The organism is Chryseobacterium sp. P1-3 (assembly GCF_000738495.1).
GTDB classification, from domain to species: Bacteria; Bacteroidota; Bacteroidia; order Flavobacteriales; family Weeksellaceae; genus Chryseobacterium; species Chryseobacterium gallinarum.
The window spans coordinates 1-18957 of the sequence record NZ_JPEQ01000005.1 but is presented as its reverse complement, the minus strand read 5'-3'; the positions used below and the strand labels follow the sequence as shown (position 1 = coordinate 18957).

Below are 18957 nucleotides of genomic sequence, written 5' to 3'. Positions count from 1 at the left end.
ATTTATTTGGTGCTAATGAAAACTTCTTTTTGTTGATAATCATCTACATTCAATATCCATCTTCCCTCTTGTTCAGTAAATCCTAACTTCTCATAATGGTCTTTTACCATTTGGTTTTTAGCGGTAGGAAGATATTCCCCCACAATATATTTATACCCGTTTTTTTGAGCAATGTCCACAATAGTGTTCAGCGTAAAATCTTCCATTCCCCGTTTCAATACCCGGCAGCTCATCAGCCAGGTATCAATGAAAAGTGTCTCTTCATTTTTCTTTTCAAGAACAATGACACAGATCAATCCGTTGTCACCATATTTATCTTCCAGTGTGAAAGAAATGGTATGATGATCATCAGAAGACATTAAATTTTCGATATCCTGCTCTGTATATCTTATTGTTCTCAAATTAAACTGATTGGAACGCTGTGTTAACTGAGATACCCTTGGCTTTGAAAAACTATTGAAAGCCTGTACATCAGACACCATATTCATACTTTTAAGAAAGTCTTCCACATTGGTAAAACTTTCCAGGGCAATGACACGTTGCGCTTCCACCTGGTATTGCTTTGTTCTTTCAGTGTCATTTTCTGAAAAACTGGCGGTTTCAAAAAGATTTAAACTGTATAAATATTCCAGATATTCAGCAGGATCCTCTGGAAGTTCCGGCACACAAACCTCCGGAAGATTTTCCCTTACAATATTTCTTTCAAACGGATTATCATCCAAGAATACCATGGAATCAAATCCTATATTCAAAATCTGCTGGATTTTCCTGATATTATCTGCCTTATTTTCCCAATTGGCTACAAACACAGCTATATCATCCAATTTAAGAACCATATCCGGGTGTTTTTCGAACGGTTCTTTCGCCTTATCTTCATCATTTTTACTACAAACAGCTATGATTACCCCTCTTTTTTGAAGGGCCTTTACCCAATGCTGGAATTCTGTAAATGCTTTTCCAATGCCTAAACTTCCGATTTGAATTTTTTCAAGACCATCATCTCCAATAATTCCGCCCCATGTCGTATTATCCAGATCAAGAATAAGACATTTTTTAAATTTCCCTTCCAATGAAGAAATAATACTTACCATATGATGTGCTACAATAGGAAGAGCATCTAAAGAAAGAACCATTTCTGTATTGATATAGATGTTGGGCGAAAACATGAAATCCCGTCCCCATTTATTCTGGATGGAAAGTAAATCTGCAATGAAGAAATTATCATTTTTAATGGCCAATTCTGCCGAAAGGAGATAATTAAGTTTATTTTGCTGGAAAATAAAAGAAGATTCTACTTTCGTTGAAAAGTTTCCAAAAATCTGATTGTTGATTCCAGGAAAATTACAATAAATCACCCTGCTTTTTGTTCTGCTTTGGATGGTGCGATAAAGTTCTGCAATATAATTGATTTTATTTTCAGCAAAAGCATTCTGCGATCCTGAAAATTTATAATATTGGCCTAACAATTTATGGGAGGACTCGAAAATGATGGTATAATCTGCATCAAATTCATAATATTCTGATGAAGGATCCAAAATCTGGCGAGATACCTGTCCGAAATCCGCTTCAAAGATTTCAAAGTTAATGCCTTCATTAATAGCTGTTCCTTTTAAAGCAATATTCAAAAACTGAGTTGCTGTATCACCCAATAAAGCTACTTTCACTTTTTTAAGCTGCTGAATATTTTTGCGGAGGTCTTTTTTTAAGCTCGGAAAACGTTCTGTACATACATGATTTTTTTATTGTATTAATTAGGCTGTGCTCTGTTTCCAGCTACCGCCCACCCGCTCTTTTGATGTCTTTGGGAAGAATCCTGTAGTATTGAACTTTTAAATAATACATATATTGCATATGTACCGGGAATCTTTTTGATTTCCATAATTGTGTTTACTTTATTACAAAAATAAAAATTTTTATCTGATATTCAACTTTTTCAGATAGTCTCTCGATGGTTTTTCAATAAATTGATAAAATAAAATTGAAGTAATAATTACAACAACCATATAAATCCAAAAAATATAATCTATAGTAAGCTCATATTTTCTCCATTTCAGAATCTCTCTCAAAATATACAAAACAGGAATATGGGTAATATAGACAGCATAACTGGCCTCTCCCAAATACTCCAGAGGCTTTAATGAAAATAATTGAGTCAGCACACCATTATTCCTGGATATCAAAATAATAAGCGGAATAAATAAAAGAGCCATCAGACCATTGTGATAAAAAAGCGGAACAAAAACGAGCGATAACAGGATAAGGATGAAGACTACAACTACAGGAATATCATAATTCTTCGGGGCAGAGTGTTTTATAAAAAAAGATTCCCGCAAGGTTACCTGCTAAAAATTCATTAATGTGCATCAACGGAAAATAATACAGAAACTCGTGGCTTTCCGTATGAGGTCCCTGATAATAGGAAGATCCTGCATACAGGTTAGAAAATACCTGTGTAATGATCCAGATGATTACAGTAATTACCCAGACACTTTTGTTGTTTTTGGAATAAAAATAATTATAAAGTACTGGAAAAATAAGGTAAAATAAAAATTCTACAGAAATAGACCAGCCCGGGAAGTTCAGAATCATGGCTTCCCCGGGAATCCAGCTCTGCAGTCCTAATAAATACAAAATCCCTTTGTAAACAGTGAAGTTTGAATATCTTGTTATCAGGTAAAGCAATAGTCCTACCACATACAACGGGTAAATTCTTGCAAACCTGTTTTTATAATAATCAAGAAATTCAATCTTATCTTTCCTATGATAGGCAACAATCATAATAAAACCGGAAAGAATAAAGAAATAGCTTACTCCTACATTGGCTTTCAGAAAAATATTTGAAATATAATCTATTTTATAGAGAAACAGCTCTTTGTTAAAATGTGAAATGACAATTGCCATCGCAGCAATGAATCTGGTAAATGTAATCTGACTAATTTTCATAAAAACTGCTTAAACAGTCACATTATAAGCTTGAGTTAAACGTTTCTTTATCCAGATATATTTCATTTCAACAATAGTTCACAATTAAATTTCAGACAAACAAAAACAGCAGTTTCTAAGCCTCATCAGAGGAAATATTTATTTAATAAAAACGCCGATGTATTTTCCTTCGTATTCTACTACGGTGGTCTCTATATTATTCTTTTCACAAAAATCCTGATAAGCAGAATTATCTCCGATATCATCACTGATGAACACACCTCCTTTTTTCAGGTGTTTGTAAAGCTCACTATAAGCCCACACCCTTCCGTTATAACTTTTATCAGAATCATAATGAAGAACATCGAATACCGGATTTTCAGAAAATATTTTAGGCAATGATTCCTTGTCCGCAAAACGGAATAACTTCCAGTGGCTTCTGAGATTTTCAGGAACTACATATCCTACATACTGGTCACCATCCTGGGCAAGATATGGCATATCTGAACTGTACAGCGTTCCATTTCTTTTAGCCAGGGATAAAAGACTCGCTAAAGAAGACCATCCGTAGGCTACTCCTGTTTCTACAACTTTTTGGGCACTGGCAAACTCACAAGCATAATAAATCAGCTCCAGAGCACCAGGGCCTCCCATTTTTACAGGACATTCCTTTTCCCTCTGAGCAGCATCTGTCAAAACATTACGAAACTCGTCACGAAAACGATTTATCTCAAACCCAAAAAGTGTGGAAATAGCTTCTTCCTGTGATACAGCCCTTTCAGCAGCCCAGGAGTTTGTCTTTTCCTTTCCTTTAAACGCATTGCCTCTATTAACTGTATTTTTAATAATTTTCCGGCCCAGTTCAGGATAAAGATCAGGCCTTTTCAGATATCCTATAAAAGTTTTGAGAACTCTTGTTATTTCACTCACTGTGTTAACTTTAATAAAAACAAAAATAGAGATTTTTTTTTCATTTATCTAAAAACAGGTTATATTTGTGAAACTCAAATGAAAAAATGACATCTACTTTCCCGCTATGAAAAATGCCGTTACAGAATCAGGACTTCATTTTTCAATGAACAATTTACTCCCCGTTGATGGCCCGACAACTTATCTATTTTATGTGCTGAACAACACCGGAATTTACAGATATAGCAAAAGTAACGGAAAGCAGAAATTAATTTCAATACGTTTAAAACCATATGAAGTTTTCCATACTTATAGCTCACTACAATAATGCTGCATTGTTCAAGGAATGCTATGACTCCATACTCAACCAGACCTATCCTGATTGGGAAGCCATTATTCTGGACGACGGTTCTTCAGAAAACCAAAAAGAACAGATACAGAAGATTATTGCAGGAAATGAAAAGTTTCAGTTTTTTGAAAATAAAAAAAACTCCGGTGTAGGCGTTACAAAAAGTAAACTTATTGAGCTGGCTTCAGGAGAAATCTGTGGCTTTGTAGACCCGGATGATGCTATCCTTCCCACTGCCCTTGAATCCGCCATCAATGTTTTTAAACGTAAGAAGAAGGTAGTGCTTACTTACTCGCGATTCATGGCATGTGACAAAGACCTTAATCCTGTTGCCCCATTCAAATCGGCAATGCAGGTAAAAAACGGAGATCCTTATTTTTTCAATTATCCTATCCAGATTGGTCACTTTACCACATTCAGAAAGAATGTTTATGAAACAACCGAAAAAATGAATCCGGAATTGAGGATTGCAGAAGATCAGGATCTGTATTTAAAGATGTATGAAAAGGGAGACGTCTATTTCATCAACGAAACCAATTATCTTTACAGGGCACATGCCGGAGGAATCTCTCAAAACAGCAATAAAACAAAATCTTACGATTATTTTGCCCGGGTTATTTTTGATACCATGAAGAGAAGAAACCTCAAAAGCATCAATGGAAAAAAAATCCCGGAAAAATATAATGACCATAAGGAGATTTTTACCCTTCTGGATTATAAAAACGGCATTTTATACAGGATCAAGAAAAAAATCTCTATTACTTTACAAAAACTTTTCAGATAATGTCAGAAAATAAGAAAATAAAAGTTCTTTTCAGACACCGGTCTATGGAGATGGGTGGTGTGGAAAAAGTTATACTCAGTATGCTCAATAATCTTAATCCTGACAAATTTGAGATCACAATATTCCTCAATATGAACCAGGGAGAGCTTCGTAACGAAATTCCTGCACATGTAAAAAAAGTATACCTTACACAAGGAAAAGAAAATTTTTCTCAAAATCCCCTGATTCATAAACTGCAGCTTATCCGCAGAAGGCTAAAACTTTCAAGAGCCTTAAAAAATGCTAAAATATCTGACCTCATCTTAGGAAATAAAAAGTTTGATGTGGAAATTGCACCCTCCTATTCCACCTTCTCTTCGGTTAATAATTCCAGCAATAAAGCTTCCAAAAAAATAGGATGGTTTCATTCAGAGATCAATTTACCTGCCCTGCAGCCATTGGTTCCTGAGATTATTGAAAATTTTCCGAAGTTCGACCATATGATCTACTGCTCCCAAAGGATTAAGGAAATGATGCACCGCTATTATCCGGATTTACAGTATCCAGCAGAAAGTGTCGTGATTAATGCCATTCCTTTGGAAGAAATCAAAAGAAAAGCTGAGGAAAAAATAGAGTCTCTTCCTGAGGGGCCTGTTTTTGTATCTGTAGGAAGGCTTCACCATAGAAAAGGATACCATAAGCTCATTGATGCCCATAAAAAACTTATTGATGAAGGATTTCACCACACTGTTTTAGTACTTGGAAGCGGTGAGGAAATGAAAAATCTGACGGAACAGATTAAGGCTAATAATGTTCAGGGAACATTTATACTATGTGGCAATAAAATGAATCCTTACCCTTATATCAAGAATGCGGATTATTTCATTCTTCCTTCTGAGTCTGAAGCCTGGCCATTAGTCATTGCTGAAGCGCTGATTCTTCAGAAGCCTATCATCGCTACAGATACCGGTGATGTTGGTATTATGATCAGGGACCGTGAAACAGGCTACCTGATTAACTATGACACTAATGAAATGTATGAAGCTATGAAAATTTTTCTTTCTGATCCTGAACTTATTGCCAGAATCAGAAAGAACCTTGAAACCATAGAAGATCAATTTGACAATCAGAAGATTTTCAATGCTGTGGAACAGATTATAGAAGAACTTTATCATCAAAAATAACCTGTACCATTCGTTTATTCATCTTCAAAGTTTTCTTTACCAATAATAGTAACCAAATCAGAGATAGTTTCCATATCCTTGAATTGGTCAGTATCAATTTGCCGGTTAAAATTTTCATCCACGAAAGCAATAATCGACAGGAAACTGATTGAGTCATAATTTTCCAGCTCCTTCAGCCTGGTTTCCAGATGAAGTGTCTGGCTTTCTCCTAATTCTTCTTGTAATTTTTCTAAAAAAATGGAAGTCTTCATATATTTTGATTTGTGATTCATCATTTTAAAATTCCAGCAGCGTAGCTCCCCAGGAATATCCCACCCCAAAACCAGCTATCAGAATTTTATCTCCTTTTTTCAACAGTTTTTTATCCATCATATTTTTCAATGCAATCGGAATTGTTGCAGAAACTGTATTTCCTGTGTTTTCCATATCAATATAGAATTTCTCTGCAGGTATTTTTATTTTTCTTCTCAGATAATTCAGCATAAATGAATTAGCCTGATGAAAGACAAAATAATCAATATCCTCCATCGTCAGTTGATTAAGTTCCATCGTTTCTTTCACCAGTCCCGGGATATTTTCTATCGTAAAATTAAAAATTTCCGGGCCATTCATATAGAGGTTTTCCGGATCAAATTCGTGATTCGGATTAAATTCAGAATCTCTCCGGAATGCCCCTTTTTTCACAATAAGGTTTTCAGCCCCACTTCCATCGGTACCCAGGCAAAACTGATAATCTGAAACATCCTCATTTTTCTCAATAATGACAGATGCAGAAGCATCCCCAAATATACAACGGTTTCCTTTATCTTTGGGATGAATATGCTTGGTATAGGTCTCTGAGGTGACCAATAATATATTTTTAGCTATTCCCGCGGCAATTAAACCCTTAGCAAAAGCAAGACCATAAACAAACCCGGAACAACCCAGATTAAAATCCATAGCCCCGATATTCTTCCTTAAACCCAGTTTATCCTGTAAAATACAAGCGGTAGTCGGCAAAAAATAATCCGGACTTTGAGTACAGAAGAGAATAAAATCAATAGCATTCCTGTCGTAATCCTTAAAAATCTTTTCTGTAGATTGTATGGCAAGATCCAATACCGTCTCATTTTCCGAAGAAACATGACGCTGTGCAATTCCTACTTTTTCCTTGATTCTTTCAGAACTCCATTCAGGAAATTCTCTTTCCAAATCCTTATTGGTAAGAACTTGTTCGGGCAAATAATATTCTATTTTAGAAATTTTTATCATATAAATTCTTTTCTTTGTAAGAGAAAAACAAATTGTAAATAATGATATTCATATATCGTCTTATATTAAAAATTCATACCACTTATCAATATCTTATCCAGAGAATTTATCTCAAAATTTGTATTGCTAAAGGACTAAAGGTAGGAAAAAATGTTCGTTTTGTAGAAGTTCCGGAATTTGGAACTGAGCCTTTTTTAATTGAAATAGGCGATGAAACCACATTTTCCAACAATGTAAGATTCATCAATCATGATGGCGGATATAATGCTTTACACTTTTTTGAAAAGTACAAAGATGTAAGAGCATTCGGAAGAATAAAAATCGGCAAACAATGTTTAATCGGGGCCGACACGATTATCATGCTGGGGGTAGAGATGGGAAACAATTGCGTTTTGGGAGCAGGATCTATACTTACGACTTCTATGCCGGACGGAACAGTCTATGCAGGAGTTCCTGCAAAATATATCTGCACCATCGAGGAATATGGAGATAAAGCGTTAAAAAAATAACGTGATGTACCCCAGAGAACTGGAACTGGACAGACCCAAATTAGAAGCTTATATAAAAGAACACCTCCCTCATACCTATAAACCTATAAAAAAATAAATGTCTGAAAAAAAGAAAATCCTTATTAGAATAGGTTCCCTGCGCCATGGTGGAGCAGAAAAAGTATTGATTAATTTCCTCAAAAATCTTCCGGAAGACAAATACGAAGTGGACCTGCTGATCAATCTGTATACCGGCATGTATATTAAAGAAGTGCCGTCATGGGTCAAATTGCATTATCTGCTGAAAGGAGAAATGATCACCACCAACAAGCCTCATGAAATTCCTGTAAAAGCCTTCAGGGTACTTTATCAGAAAATGTTCATCTGGTTCCCTTCCCTGTTATATACATTTATTTTAAAAAATAAGAAATATGATGTAGAAATAGCAGCCATCCACGGAATGTACAAAGAGCTGTTATCCAGCCCACAGAAGCATTCAAAAAAAATAATCTGGATACAAAATGACATCTTCAATTTAAAAGAATATACTCCGGATATTATCAGGCAATTTTTCAGATTCGACAGAATACTGGTTATTTCAAACAAGCTGAAAGAAGAAATGCAAAAGCTTGCCCAAAATAAAAGGGAAAAACAGTCTGTCATTAAAATATACAACCCTATTGACAAAGAGGATACTTTACAAAAAGCGGATATAAAGATTAATGATTTTCCTTTTTCAAAAGATCTTCCAACCTTTGTTACGGTAGGAACCGTTTATCCGCAAAAAGGCTATGACAGGCTCCTGAATGTTCATAAAAAACTAATGGATGAAGGACTGAAACATCAGATTATCATCATTGGGGATGGCTTTGACTTTGAAAACATTCAATCCCAGCTTCATCAGCTGGGGCTTCAGGAGACCGTAAAAATGCTGGGATTCAGAAGCAATCCTTATCCTTATGTAAAACAGTCGGATTTCTATATTATGTCTTCAAGACATGAAGGTTTTCCTACCATCATTGCCGAAGCCCTTATTCTGAACAAACCGGTAATCTCTACTGATGTTTCAGGAATCAGGGACCTGCTTCAGGAAGGAAAACTTGGAATTATCAACGCTAATTCAGAAGAAGGGATCTATGAAGGAATGAAAAAAATCCTTACCCAAAAAGAACTTGCCGGGCATTATGAAAAAGAAATAGCCAATACCGACCTGCCTTTTGTCCTGCAAAAGTCTGTAGCTCATCTTCAGGAAATTATTGATAAAGTATAAAATTTTGTCATGTCAGATTACACAGCAATACAGAAAGATTTTTACAGAGAAAGTGGCCGGTGGCTTTCCACCTTTCAGATTTGGGCCAAATGTATTAATCCTAACCTACACTATGTTTATATTCTTAGAAAAGCCCAGAAATACAGAAAAAAATCTATTGCCGGTTTATTCTGGAGGCTTCTGTTAAGACATTACCAGATCAAATATGGTTTCCAGATTTACCCTGAAACCGAGATTGGGGAAGGTTTTTATCTGGGACATTGGGGAGCACTGGTTATCAACCCGAAAACCAGGATCGGGAAAAACTGTAATATTGCCCAGGGTGTTACCATAGGACAGCAAAACAGAGGAAAAAATGAAGGATTTCCTGTGATTGGTGATGAAGTATGGATAGGCCCCAATGCAGTTATAGTAGGCAGCATCCATATCGGGAACAATGTATTGATCGCTCCCAATGCGTTTGTCAATTTTGATGTTCCGTCCGATTCTATGGTTATGGGGAATCCGGGAAAAATCTACTCTTCATCAGATGCTACGAAAGGATATATCAACAACAAGGTATGATATCCGAAAAAATTAAGAATATTTTAATCATCAGATTTCAATTTGTAAATTTTACTTTGTAATTTTATCATAGTTTATTAACGTTTGAATTATTGTATAACAGATCTTCATCTGAACAGCCATATAATAGCCATATTACATATGATTTTAAGCATATTTTAATATTAAACTTTGTTAAAAGTGAATAGTTTTTCAGCAAAAAGTATATTTTTGCATAATTATTGATTCGGTCTATTGATTTTAAAAATAATTTAAACGAAATAAATAATTATAAGCCTTTTAAAATTTAAAATTATGTCACAATCGTACAAAGTTATTTTTGAGAACAATAAAAAAATGGGTAGAATCTAAGATGGCAGAAGATCCCAACTTCTTTAAAGAATTGGCTAAAACTCAGCATCCTGATTATCTTTATATAGGATGTTCAGACAGTAGAGCTACAGCAGAGGAATTGATGGGAGCTAAACCGGGAGAGGTTTTTGTTCACAGAAACATTGCAAATGTTGTAAATACTTTAGACATGAGCTCCACAGCAGTTATTCAATATGCTGTAGAACATCTGAAAGTAAAACACATTATCGTATGTGGCCATTACAACTGCGGTGGTGTAAAAGCAGCGATGACTCCCCAGGATTTAGGATTACTGAATCCATGGCTGAGAAATATCCGTGATGTTTACAGATTGCACCAGGCTGAGCTGGATTCTATCGAAGATGAGGACAAACGATACGACAGGCTCGTAGAACTTAATGTTCAGGAGCAGTGTATCAACGTAATCAAAATGGCCTGCGTACAGGAAAGGTATATTCTTGAAGAACATCCTATTGTACATGGCTGGGTATTTGACCTTAGGACAGGTAAGATCATCGATTTGGAAATTGATTTTGAGAAAATCTTGAAAGATATTCAGAAAATCTACAACCTTACCGGTTCTGATTGGATCATGAGCAGAAAAACCAAATAGTTTTTTCTAAAAAAAAGAATGTAAAATGAAATTCTGGAGTATTATTGTATTGACGTTCTTTCTGAATTTTACAGCGCTGCCGAGCATTGCTGCGGTATTAGGCTGGGATATTCTGAGAACCAATATTATAGTCAATGAAGAAGAACAGCATTCTCATCCATCCTCTTTTATTGTTTATGAAAAGGCCATTCCGAAAACTTTGGATGTGTTTGATTATCTGAAGTTTTCTGAACCTGATCTTCAGGGTGGATCCTTTATACTGATCGATGATTCTTTTCATCTGTCACCTTTACTTACTATATTTTCTCCGCCTCCGGAAGCTTAATTTTAAAGTATAATTAGATTATTTTTTATTACGGTGTTCACGTCATTTCTGATCGTGAATATCACCTGTGCTTTGAAATTAATTTTCCAATCTTTTATAATTGATAGGTTTAAAATCAATCAATCAGTTATACTATTTTTCAAAAAATCATGAAAAAAACATCATTATTAGGAGGAATCAAAGAGAATTTCCCTTCCGGGCTCGTTGTATTCTTAGTAGCACTGCCTTTGTGCTTAGGAATCGCTTTAGCTTCCGGCGCTCCTCCGTTATCCGGAATTATTGCGGGTATTGTAGGAGGTCTGGTTGTAGGAGCGATCAGCAATTCAAATATTTCAGTTTCAGGTCCTGCCGCTGGTTTAACAGCAATTGTATTAACGGCAATAACAGACCTTGGTGCCTTTGAACTTTTCCTTTGTGCCGGGATTATTGCAGGACTTATCCAGCTGATTTTGGGATTTGTAAGAGCTGGAAGTATTTCCAATTATTTTCCCAACAACGTTATTGAAGGAATGCTTGCCGCCATCGGGATCATCATTATTTTAAAACAGATCCCTCATGCATTAGGTTTTGATAAAGATTATGAAGGGCATGAATCAATATTCGATAACGGTCTCAACTTCAATTATTTTACGGAACTTTTTGGAGCCATTCATCCTGGGGCGATCCTTATTACCCTGGTATCCGTAGCAATTCTTATTGCATGGGATAAAATACCGGCTTTAAAAAGACTGAAAATGTTGCCGGGAGCATTGGTGGCTGTAACAGCCGGAATATTAATCAATGAATTATTCAAACTTTCCGGAAGTTCTTTAGCCATTTCAAAGGAACATTTAGTATCCTTACCGGTTCCAGCATCCCTGGATGACTTCAAAAACCTGATCACTATGCCTGATTTTGCTGGTTTCACCAATCCTAAAGTATGGATTGTGGGAGCAACTATTGCCATCGTAGCTTCCATTGAGACTTTACTTTGTATTGAAGCATCAGACAGGTTAGACAGGCAAAGAAGAATTACAGATACCAACCTTGAACTTAAAGCTCAGGGGATAGGGAACCTTATCAGCTCATTCATCGGAGGGCTTCCTATGACTTCTGTAGTAGTAAGAAGTTCGGCAAATGCCAATGCAGGAGCAACTTCCAAAGTCTCTGCCATGATTCATGGGGTATTGCTGCTTGTATGCGTTCTTACCATTCCTTTCATTCTTAACCTTATACCGCTTGCAACACTGGCTGCTGTATTGATTCTGGTAGGATATAAATTGGCTAAACCTGCTACTTTCAAGCATTTCTGGCATCTTGGAAAATTCCAGTTTGTTCCATTTATCGCAACTGTGGTAGCTGTAGTAGCAACTGATTTGTTAAAAGGTGTCGGAATTGGTCTTGCCATCTCTATTTTCTACATTCTTCAGGGAAATATGAAAAGAGCTTATTATTTGAGCAGAGAAAAACTGGACAATGCAGACGGAATCAAAATCAAGCTGGCGGAAGAAGTTTCATTCTTAAACAAAGCCGCCATTAAAAAAACCCTTAAAAACATTAAACCCAACTCTACAGTAACCATTGATGCAAAAGAAACCTCTTATATTGCAACAGATGTTCTGGAAATGATTCAGGATTTTGCCAATATCCGGGCCAAGGAAGAAGATATCAATGTAGAGCTTTTAGGCTTTAAAACATCATACAGGGATTATGAAAGAAGTGAGGATTCTCATATTCTGATTACCCATAAAAGAGCGATGTAAGCTCATTATCAATTAATTTTAACTTTAAAATTCGAAAACATTATATGAAAGCACATACATACGAAACACAGTCGACAATTACTCCTGAAAAAGCATTAGAGTTTCTAAAAGAAGGAAACCAAAGGTTCGTCAATAATCTTAAAGCAAACAGGGATCTTCTGGAACAGGTAAATGCTACCCGTGAAGGGCAATGGCCATTTGCTGTGGTTTTAAGCTGTATAGATAGCCGTACTTCTGCAGAGCTGATCTTTGATCAGGGATTGGGAGATATTTTCAGTATCAGAATTGCCGGTAATTTTGTGAACCAGGATATCCTGGGTTCAATGGAATTCGGATGTAACGTTGCCGGTTCCAAATTGATTGTCGTTTTAGGCCATACTAAGTGCGGAGCTTTAAAAGGAGGTCTTGACGCTGCTCAGATTGAAGGTTTGGGAATGGATAATCTTAATCACCTCATCAATCATTTCAGCCCAATCATTGACCAGGTGATCGAAGAAAATGAAGAACGTTCATCAAAAAACAGCTCGCTATTAGAAAGACTTAACCAGCAGAACGTAAGGAATGCCATTGAAGAAATCCGCAAACAAAGTTCAACACTTAAAAAACTTGAAGAAGAAGGTAAAATCAAAATCGTGGGAGCGAATTATGATGTTGAAACAGGTGCTGTAACCTGGTTATAGACCTTCAGCATTCACAGCTAAGTTACAAAAAAATAATACATAAACAGAGCATAGCTCAGATAAATTGATTGGAAATTAATTTTTAAAGCACATCAGAAGGCCATCGGAATCCGATGGCCTTTATTGTATAAACCGAGTGGGGTTATTAAGTTAACTTACTTACCATTAAATGCAGACATCGTATTATTGATCCCTGCAAAAACAAAAGAAAGACTTGCCTTAGAGAAAGTTTCAATTCTTTCCGGAAGTTTCTCAGCTTCTTCTTCATTCCATGTGCCAAGGACATAATCTACCTGTCGGCCTGCTGCAAAATCTGCGGAAATTCCGAAGCGTAGTCTAGCATAATTTTGAGTCTGCAGCATTTCATTAATGCTTTTAAGACCATTATGACCTGCATCAGATCCTTTTCCTTTCATTCTTAAAGTTCCAAAAGGAAGAGCCAGATCATCCGTTACAATCAATACATTTTCTAAAGGAATATTCTCTTTTTGCATCCAGTATTTCACGGCATTTCCGGAAAGGTTCATATAGGTATCCGGTTTAAGAACAAAAACTTTTCTTCCTTTATATTTTCCTTCAGCCATCCAGCCAAAATTAGCTGTATTGAATGAGGTGCCGAGAGCATCAGCTATTTTTTCGGCTACTTTAAATCCTATGTTATGTCGTGTATTTTCATATTCAGAGCCTTTGTTACCCAGCCCAACGATTAAATATTTCATCAGAAATTTTTTTGCAAAATTTAAGAGATAAAAAATAAAAAAAACTCAATCCCGGAAGATTGAGTTGATGTATTATTAAAAAAAAATTTTTTTTATTGCGGTTTGTAAATGTAATTCACACCATACCCTTTTGTCATATAGGTTTGAGGATCATATACGTAGTTAGTACTTTTTACAACCGGAGTCGGAACCGGTGGCATTAGGTCAGTTGCCGACCATCTCTTGGGATTGTTTGGAGATAATATAAGGCTCTCCTTATCATTAATAATGGTAGACAACAGCCTTGAGATTTTATAAGCCTGCGGCAATAATGTGAACGGGCTGATCTCGTTATCATACGCAAAATACTCGTAGCTGTATTTTCTGTTAGCCGCACCGTGTATACCACCTGCCATTGGCCCGTAATGTCTTACTACTTTAGATACATTGTCTCCTGAATAGGTATATGTCGTATTGGAATAGTCTGTAAAGGCAAATTGCTGTCCGGTAATTTCCGGTCCGTTTTCCATAACAATAGATTCCAGTTTACCCGTAGTAGCGTTGAATTCGATTTTGTAATGCGATTTTTCCTTTCTCAATAATGTCTGAGGGCCAGGGGTTGTTGCCGGTGGAACCGGAGGTGTTCTTCTAAAAATAAAAACGTGTTTCAGAGATGACATCCAGTTTATTATTAACATAAGTAAATAATTGTGTGTAGGATACACTGTCTTTATCCAGCTTTCCATTTCCATCCAGATCTAGAAAGCCATTGAAAGTAACCTGGCTTATTTTGTCGCCACTATACATAATATCAGTAACTGATGCGCTATCGGTAAGTACTTTTGTCACAAGAAGACCACTGTAATGGTATTCTGCCAACGTATCTTTATCAGTAATTTCTCTATATAAAGCTCTGGGCCCGGTCAGGCCGGTATTATTGTTCAGATCCAGTAAAGGATCTCCATCCTCATCCAATAAACTCTTACATGAATGTACTGAAGAAAGGCCTGCTATTAATAAAATAAAATAGAAAAGTTGTTTCATTTCCTGGGGGTTGATTATTTTTTCACAAATATAATTTTTTTTTGACAAAAAAAATTATAGAATTATTTATATTCCAATGAGATTCATAAAGATATTCCCACTATAGGTTTTTATAGGTAAATACAATATTCTGGTTTTTCTCAACAAGTGGATACCCTTGCTGGTCATAAGAATAGGTTTGTGCAGTATTTACAGGTGCAGCAGGTGACGGCAACTGGAAATACTTTGACGTAGGGTTATTCGGGGAAGCTTTATACAAATGGCCCGGACTGATCAGGCCTCTTATGATAAAAAACGGTTTCGGCAAAGTAGAATATGGGCTTTTCTGGGTATCATAGTTCTGAAAACTATATTTACTCACTACTGCTGTTGCCATATTCGGTGTTCCATTGATATCCAACATTCCTTTAGATACCGTAACCTGGGCTATATTCTCCCCTGAATAGGTAAATAGATTTTCTACAAATACATTATAAGCTGTTATTCCACCAACCTTTCTTTTTTCAAAGAACTTTGGTAAGTTTCCCGGCAGTATCGTAAGTAAAGGCAAGATCACTTACATAGGCTGCTCCCGCATTCACAGAAGTGGCCACACAAGAAGCGTTATAAATATTCCCCTTACCATCGGGGGTAATATCAAATGTGTAATTCATACTGGTAGAGGCTGTACTTACAAATTTGATATTGGTTATTTTCTTGTTGGTATAAGTTACCGTTCCTGTATAATTGGCATTGGTATTCACTTCATCTTTGAAGACTGCTTTTTCCAGAACTCCTGCAGTGGTAACAAATTCTTCTTCAGAACTGGCGTTCACACTCACCTTTGACAGAATCTTTTGGGGTGGCGCTCCTTCATCAGGATTGGGTATGGATTCGGTGGGATCTGAAGTCGTATTACATGAAGCCATCAAGCCCAGCAAAGCAAAGCCGGCGAAAATTTTAAGAAAATAGTTTTTTGCCATATAAAATAATTTTAGCACGTTCAAATATAATTCAATTTTTGATAACAGCCTCTAATTTATTCAAACAAATTCACAACAAACAGTCTTAATAAACAGAAAAAATCTAAAAACATAACGTTTTTAGATTTTAATTATTGCATTATTATGAAAATTAGTAAGGCTGCAGTACAGAGACTGTCAATACAGATTGCGACATATCACTGCTTAAAAAAATTGGTGTTTACTGCTCTGCCTATACCAAGGGTCGTATTGTTAAGGGTTCTGTTGATACATGCTACCTTTACAACATATTTGTTTTTGGGGACAAGATTCGCCAAAGTGGCATTAAGGTTAAAGATCTTGTATGCTCCGCTTTCTCCCAGCAATACATCTGTTCTTACCGCTTTAAGTCTATCATCTACAAAAACTCCACACGCAAAACTCGCAGAGGCAGAACCGTTATTTGTTTTTTGCGCCGTGGTCTGGAACGAAAATGTTACTTTATTCGTTGCATTCGTCACGGAGAATGTATCCGTAGCTCCAGGCAGCACCGTCCAGTTTCCTGTTAAGGCATCATTTTCGTTATAAGGGACGGCACTTCCACTGGTATTGAATGAAACTCCAGTCTGATCCGCAACCGTATTGATGGAAAACAAAGACATACTGCCTTGCCCGTCTGCAATTTTAATATTCTTCCAGTCGTTGGCCGCCATAGAAGAATTATTATGAAAAATATCCCCTGCGTTTCCTGCGGAGCCTTTCAGCAAATTGGTCCCTCCTGTTCTTAATTCTTTTCTGATATTGATATCCCCGTTAACATCCAGCATATTAACCGGATCTGTTGTTTTAATCCCCACCTGGGCGTTTATACATCCTGCAACAAACAAGGATACAACAAAAAATATTTCTTTCATAATTCGTTTTTAATTGATGATCGGATTGAACACTTCCGGAACTTCATACACATCAACTTTTAATGAGGATTGAGCTACAAATCCGTTGATATTAGTATTTGTATTGGTTCCTATAGCCAATGTTTTAGTAGTATCTCCATAAGATGCCAGTCTCGCACATCCTACACTTACCGTATGATTTCCTTTAGTAAGGTTTTCTACAATACCGATCTGATTATGGGTAAGGAAAGGATAGCTAGCACTACTTGCCTTTAAATTTCTCTGTCTTAGATTCACCAGTTTATCATCTACAAAAATTCCACAGGCATAATCTATAGAAGTATCAGTGGTTCCGTTCGAGCCGAAATTAGCCTGTACTACGGTTTCAAATTGGAAGTATGCCTTACTTTGAGTACTGAACACACTGATGGTTTGTGAAAGTCCGTCAATTTTCTTAAAGCCCTGTAAGCTACTGATATTGGTTCCCTTATTAAATGTTGCTCCCCGGGAAGATGTCATATTAGCTTCCTCTCCATTGGTAAATTTAACCCCTACTTTATCTGAAAAAGAGTTGTTGAATATCAGGTAAAATTTATTGGGCTCATACTCTGGAATACGAAGTGTTTTCCATGTAGGCGGATATCCTTCTCCCTGGGAAACCAACAATTGATCATTGTTTCCTTCAGAGAGGGTATTGTCTGTAGTATTAAGAAGTACAATTTTATTCCTGAAGTTAATGTCTCCGTTTACATCCAATGTTGCTTTCGGAGTATCTGTATTTATCCCCACCTGGGCTGACAATAGCAGTCCTGATGCAAGAAGCAAAGTCGATAATATTTTTCTCATCCTGATTAATTGCTTTTATAAGTAACATATTCAATAACATCCATCTTCATTGTGGATTCCAGCGTAAATGCATTGGATATTCCATTTGAGCTCTGAACATCACGCCCTATTGCAAACTGTGAGTTTAGGTTGGAAGTATCAATTTTTTCTGCAGGCAATCTCAATTTTTATGAGTACCGACAGGAACATTCAGCTCGGTATAACTGAGGGTGAAAATATAATCCTGGATACCATTCTTTTCTGCATTATTATTAGAAGCAATCCTGTCAGGACGCACGGCTACGAGCTTACCATTTCTGAAAACCCCACAGGCAAACCTGATATTGGATGAAACAGTTGAAGAAGCGGCTTTCATTTCAACCCCCGTCTGGAATTGATATGTAAGTCTGTTTTTTCCGTTTTTAATGGTAAAATTATTTTCAAGACCTGTAATTTTTTCCCATTTACCTTTGCTTGTATCCGTGATATCATCCCCAACATTATTCTTGTACACATTATCTCCGGCAACGCCATTAGAAAGGGTAATAATTCCGGTTTGATCTGACGACAAATACGAATTAATCAATTTGTATTGCCCCTCTTCCATAAAGGAAACATTCAACGATTTCCAGACAGGGGGTAAACCCTCTCCCTGAGAAACCAAAACCTGGCCATTCAAACCCGCGTCTCCCACCTGGGTTGAAGTACCTCCTACTCTAATTTCTTTTCTTAAGGTGGTTTTTCCGTTGATATCTAGCATAGACTTTGGTTTAGAAGTCCCGATTCCCACCTGTGCGCCTGCATAGATTGAAAGAAATACAGTCACGCAGCAATATATTGTTTTTTTCATAATAAGGTTTGCAAATGTACAATTTTCAAATCAAAAAAGTTTCCAAAGCACACCTTAACTCCATAGAAATAAACACATTACGCTATCGAATTAATCACACAAAAAAGTAGAATTAATTCTACATAACTCTACTTTTCACAAATGAATTTAAATACACCCTCCAGACAAACCCTTTATGCAACTTGGGAGCTTATTAAGTTTTTTTATCATTGGAAGGTGTACTTCTTTAAAACCATATAAAACGCATTAACTCTACTGGTAACATGTAATACTTTTAAAGTAAAAAATGATAAAT

23 protein-coding genes and 1 pseudogene are annotated in these 18957 nt (G+C 36.3%); 9 read left to right on the top strand and 15 right to left on the bottom strand.

Annotated features, from left to right (window positions below; all coding sequences use genetic code 11):
* Window positions 1–2: 2 nt before the first annotated feature.
* The 4 genes from HX13_RS06935 to HX13_RS06920 form a co-directional block, all read right to left on the bottom strand.
* Window positions 3–1664, bottom strand: coding sequence for an HAD-IIIC family phosphatase (locus tag HX13_RS06935; RefSeq protein ID WP_202962911.1), 1662 nt, complete (start codon window positions 1662–1664; stop codon window positions 3–5).
* A gap of 249 nt (window positions 1665–1913) precedes the next feature.
* The gene (locus HX13_RS06930; RefSeq protein ID WP_050020498.1) at window positions 1914–2210 is read right to left on the bottom strand and encodes an acyltransferase family protein; all 297 of its coding nucleotides are present in this window, start codon (window positions 2208–2210) and stop codon (window positions 1914–1916) included.
* Window positions 2211–2286: 76 nt separating this feature from the next.
* A complete protein-coding gene (locus tag HX13_RS06925; protein ID WP_050020497.1) occupies window positions 2287–2943 on the bottom strand; it encodes an acyltransferase family protein in 657 nt (218 codons plus the stop codon).
* A 138-nt stretch (window positions 2944–3081) separates the two neighbouring features.
* Window positions 3082–3852, bottom strand: a complete 771-nt coding sequence (locus HX13_RS06920; RefSeq protein ID WP_050020496.1) for a class I SAM-dependent methyltransferase — start codon at window positions 3850–3852, stop codon at window positions 3082–3084.
* 272 nt (window positions 3853–4124) lie between these two features.
* Between HX13_RS06920 and HX13_RS06915 the strand changes: the two genes are divergently transcribed.
* Both HX13_RS06915 and HX13_RS06910 read left to right on the top strand, forming a co-directional pair.
* A complete protein-coding gene (locus tag HX13_RS06915; protein WP_050020495.1) occupies window positions 4125–4964 on the top strand; it encodes a glycosyltransferase family 2 protein in 840 nt (279 codons plus the stop codon).
* Window positions 4964–6127 carry a glycosyltransferase gene (locus HX13_RS06910; protein ID WP_050020494.1) on the top strand — a complete coding sequence of 388 codons (1164 nt, stop codon included), beginning with the start codon at window positions 4964–4966 and terminating at the stop codon, window positions 6125–6127. Before HX13_RS06915 ends, HX13_RS06910 begins: the two co-directional genes overlap by 1 nt.
* A gap of 14 nt (window positions 6128–6141) precedes the next feature.
* Here HX13_RS06910 and HX13_RS06905 read toward each other — a convergent pair whose 3' ends face one another.
* Window positions 6142–6378 carry a phosphopantetheine-binding protein gene (locus tag HX13_RS06905; protein ID WP_157837417.1) on the bottom strand — a complete coding sequence of 79 codons (237 nt, stop codon included), beginning with the start codon at window positions 6376–6378 and terminating at the stop codon, window positions 6142–6144.
* A gap of 25 nt (window positions 6379–6403) precedes the next feature.
* The gene (locus tag HX13_RS06900) at window positions 6404–7378 is read right to left on the bottom strand and encodes a 3-oxoacyl-ACP synthase III family protein (protein WP_050020492.1); all 975 of its coding nucleotides are present in this window, start codon (window positions 7376–7378) and stop codon (window positions 6404–6406) included.
* A 41-nt stretch (window positions 7379–7419) separates the two neighbouring features.
* Here HX13_RS06900 and HX13_RS06895 point away from each other — a divergent pair, with 41 nt between their 5' ends.
* From HX13_RS06895 to HX13_RS06865, 7 genes and pseudogenes are all read left to right on the top strand, one after another.
* Window positions 7420–7887, top strand: coding sequence for an acyltransferase (locus HX13_RS06895; RefSeq protein ID WP_238555133.1), 468 nt, complete (start codon window positions 7420–7422; stop codon window positions 7885–7887).
* Window positions 7888–7984: 97 nt separating this feature from the next.
* Window positions 7985–9136, top strand: a complete 1152-nt coding sequence (locus tag HX13_RS06890; protein ID WP_050020491.1) for a glycosyltransferase — start codon at window positions 7985–7987, stop codon at window positions 9134–9136.
* A gap of 9 nt (window positions 9137–9145) precedes the next feature.
* Window positions 9146–9700: a serine O-acetyltransferase gene (locus tag HX13_RS06885; RefSeq protein WP_050020490.1), complete on the top strand. Its 555-nt coding sequence runs from the start codon at window positions 9146–9148 to the stop codon at window positions 9698–9700.
* A gap of 294 nt (window positions 9701–9994) precedes the next feature.
* Window positions 9995–10664 (top strand): annotated as a pseudogene (locus tag HX13_RS06880) (carbonic anhydrase).
* Window positions 10665–10689: 25 nt separating this feature from the next.
* Window positions 10690–10989, top strand: a complete 300-nt coding sequence (locus HX13_RS06875; protein ID WP_050020489.1) for a hypothetical protein — start codon at window positions 10690–10692, stop codon at window positions 10987–10989.
* 149 nt (window positions 10990–11138) lie between these two features.
* Window positions 11139–12731: a SulP family inorganic anion transporter gene (locus HX13_RS06870; RefSeq protein WP_050020488.1), complete on the top strand. Its 1593-nt coding sequence runs from the start codon at window positions 11139–11141 to the stop codon at window positions 12729–12731.
* Window positions 12732–12775: 44 nt separating this feature from the next.
* Window positions 12776–13411: a carbonic anhydrase gene (locus tag HX13_RS06865; protein WP_050020487.1), complete on the top strand. Its 636-nt coding sequence runs from the start codon at window positions 12776–12778 to the stop codon at window positions 13409–13411.
* Between the two features lie 155 nt (window positions 13412–13566).
* Here HX13_RS06865 and pth read toward each other — a convergent pair whose 3' ends face one another.
* The 9 genes from pth to HX13_RS06830 all read right to left on the bottom strand — a co-directional run bounded on the left by pth (window position 13567) and on the right by HX13_RS06830 (window position 18662).
* Window positions 13567–14130 carry an aminoacyl-tRNA hydrolase gene (gene pth / locus HX13_RS06860; protein ID WP_050020486.1) on the bottom strand — a complete coding sequence of 188 codons (564 nt, stop codon included), beginning with the start codon at window positions 14128–14130 and terminating at the stop codon, window positions 13567–13569.
* Between the two features lie 92 nt (window positions 14131–14222).
* Window positions 14223–14789, bottom strand: coding sequence for a hypothetical protein (locus HX13_RS23710; protein WP_238555132.1), 567 nt, complete (start codon window positions 14787–14789; stop codon window positions 14223–14225).
* A complete protein-coding gene (locus tag HX13_RS23705) occupies window positions 14758–15153 on the bottom strand; it encodes a hypothetical protein (protein ID WP_238555131.1) in 396 nt (131 codons plus the stop codon). The genes HX13_RS23710 and HX13_RS23705 overlap by 32 nt, the downstream gene beginning before the upstream one ends.
* A 100-nt stretch (window positions 15154–15253) precedes the next feature.
* The gene (locus tag HX13_RS06850; RefSeq protein ID WP_050020485.1) at window positions 15254–15703 is read right to left on the bottom strand and encodes a hypothetical protein; all 450 of its coding nucleotides are present in this window, start codon (window positions 15701–15703) and stop codon (window positions 15254–15256) included.
* Window positions 15657–16115, bottom strand: a complete 459-nt coding sequence (locus HX13_RS06845) for a hypothetical protein (RefSeq protein ID WP_050020484.1) — start codon at window positions 16113–16115, stop codon at window positions 15657–15659. The genes HX13_RS06850 and HX13_RS06845 overlap by 47 nt, the downstream gene beginning before the upstream one ends.
* Window positions 16116–16312: 197 nt before the next feature.
* Window positions 16313–17008, bottom strand: coding sequence for a hypothetical protein (locus HX13_RS06840; protein WP_238555130.1), 696 nt, complete (start codon window positions 17006–17008; stop codon window positions 16313–16315).
* A 9-nt stretch (window positions 17009–17017) separates the two neighbouring features.
* On the bottom strand, window positions 17018–17833 hold the full coding sequence (locus tag HX13_RS06835; RefSeq protein ID WP_050020483.1) for a hypothetical protein: 816 nt from the start codon (window positions 17831–17833) through the stop codon (window positions 17018–17020).
* 5 nt (window positions 17834–17838) lie between these two features.
* The gene (locus HX13_RS23700; protein WP_238555129.1) at window positions 17839–17991 is read right to left on the bottom strand and encodes a hypothetical protein; all 153 of its coding nucleotides are present in this window, start codon (window positions 17989–17991) and stop codon (window positions 17839–17841) included.
* 2 nt (window positions 17992–17993) lie between these two features.
* Window positions 17994–18662: a hypothetical protein gene (locus HX13_RS06830; RefSeq protein ID WP_238555128.1), complete on the bottom strand. Its 669-nt coding sequence runs from the start codon at window positions 18660–18662 to the stop codon at window positions 17994–17996.
* Between the last annotated feature and the right edge of the window lie 295 nt (window positions 18663–18957).

Excerpts from the sequence above, each read along its gene's own strand:
- pth (WP_050020486.1), bottom strand. The coding sequence starts at position 14,130 with ATGAAATATTTAATCGTTGGGCTGGGTAACAAAGGCTCTGAATATGAA.
- HX13_RS06905 (WP_157837417.1), bottom strand. The coding sequence starts at position 6,378 with ATGAAGACTTCCATTTTTTTAGAAAAATTACAAGAAGAATTAGGAGAA.
- HX13_RS06915 (WP_050020495.1), top strand. The coding sequence starts at position 4,125 with ATGAAGTTTTCCATACTTATAGCTCACTACAATAATGCTGCATTGTTC.
- HX13_RS06830 (WP_238555128.1), bottom strand. The coding sequence starts at position 18,662 with ATGAAAAAAACAATATATTGCTGCGTGACTGTATTTCTTTCAATCTAT.
- HX13_RS06870 (WP_050020488.1), top strand. The coding sequence starts at position 11,139 with ATGAAAAAAACATCATTATTAGGAGGAATCAAAGAGAATTTCCCTTCC.
- HX13_RS06930 (WP_050020498.1), bottom strand. The coding sequence starts at position 2,210 with ATGGCTCTTTTATTTATTCCGCTTATTATTTTGATATCCAGGAATAAT.
- HX13_RS06885 (WP_050020490.1), top strand. The coding sequence starts at position 9,146 with ATGTCAGATTACACAGCAATACAGAAAGATTTTTACAGAGAAAGTGGC.
- HX13_RS06845 (WP_050020484.1), bottom strand. The coding sequence starts at position 16,115 with ATGGCAAAAAACTATTTTCTTAAAATTTTCGCCGGCTTTGCTTTGCTG.
- HX13_RS06895 (WP_238555133.1), top strand. The coding sequence starts at position 7,420 with ATGATATTCATATATCGTCTTATATTAAAAATTCATACCACTTATCAA.
- HX13_RS23710 (WP_238555132.1), bottom strand. The coding sequence starts at position 14,789 with ATGTCATCTCTGAAACACGTTTTTATTTTTAGAAGAACACCTCCGGTT.
- HX13_RS06925 (WP_050020497.1), bottom strand. The coding sequence starts at position 2,943 with ATGAAAATTAGTCAGATTACATTTACCAGATTCATTGCTGCGATGGCA.
- HX13_RS23705 (WP_238555131.1), bottom strand. The coding sequence starts at position 15,153 with ATGAAACAACTTTTCTATTTTATTTTATTAATAGCAGGCCTTTCTTCA.
- HX13_RS06865 (WP_050020487.1), top strand. The coding sequence starts at position 12,776 with ATGAAAGCACATACATACGAAACACAGTCGACAATTACTCCTGAAAAA.
- HX13_RS06835 (WP_050020483.1), bottom strand. The coding sequence starts at position 17,833 with ATGAGAAAAATATTATCGACTTTGCTTCTTGCATCAGGACTGCTATTG.
- HX13_RS06875 (WP_050020489.1), top strand. The coding sequence starts at position 10,690 with ATGAAATTCTGGAGTATTATTGTATTGACGTTCTTTCTGAATTTTACA.
- HX13_RS06840 (WP_238555130.1), bottom strand. The coding sequence starts at position 17,008 with ATGAAAGAAATATTTTTTGTTGTATCCTTGTTTGTTGCAGGATGTATA.
- HX13_RS06900 (WP_050020492.1), bottom strand. The coding sequence starts at position 7,378 with ATGATAAAAATTTCTAAAATAGAATATTATTTGCCCGAACAAGTTCTT.
- HX13_RS06910 (WP_050020494.1), top strand. The coding sequence starts at position 4,964 with ATGTCAGAAAATAAGAAAATAAAAGTTCTTTTCAGACACCGGTCTATG.
- HX13_RS06890 (WP_050020491.1), top strand. The coding sequence starts at position 7,985 with ATGTCTGAAAAAAAGAAAATCCTTATTAGAATAGGTTCCCTGCGCCAT.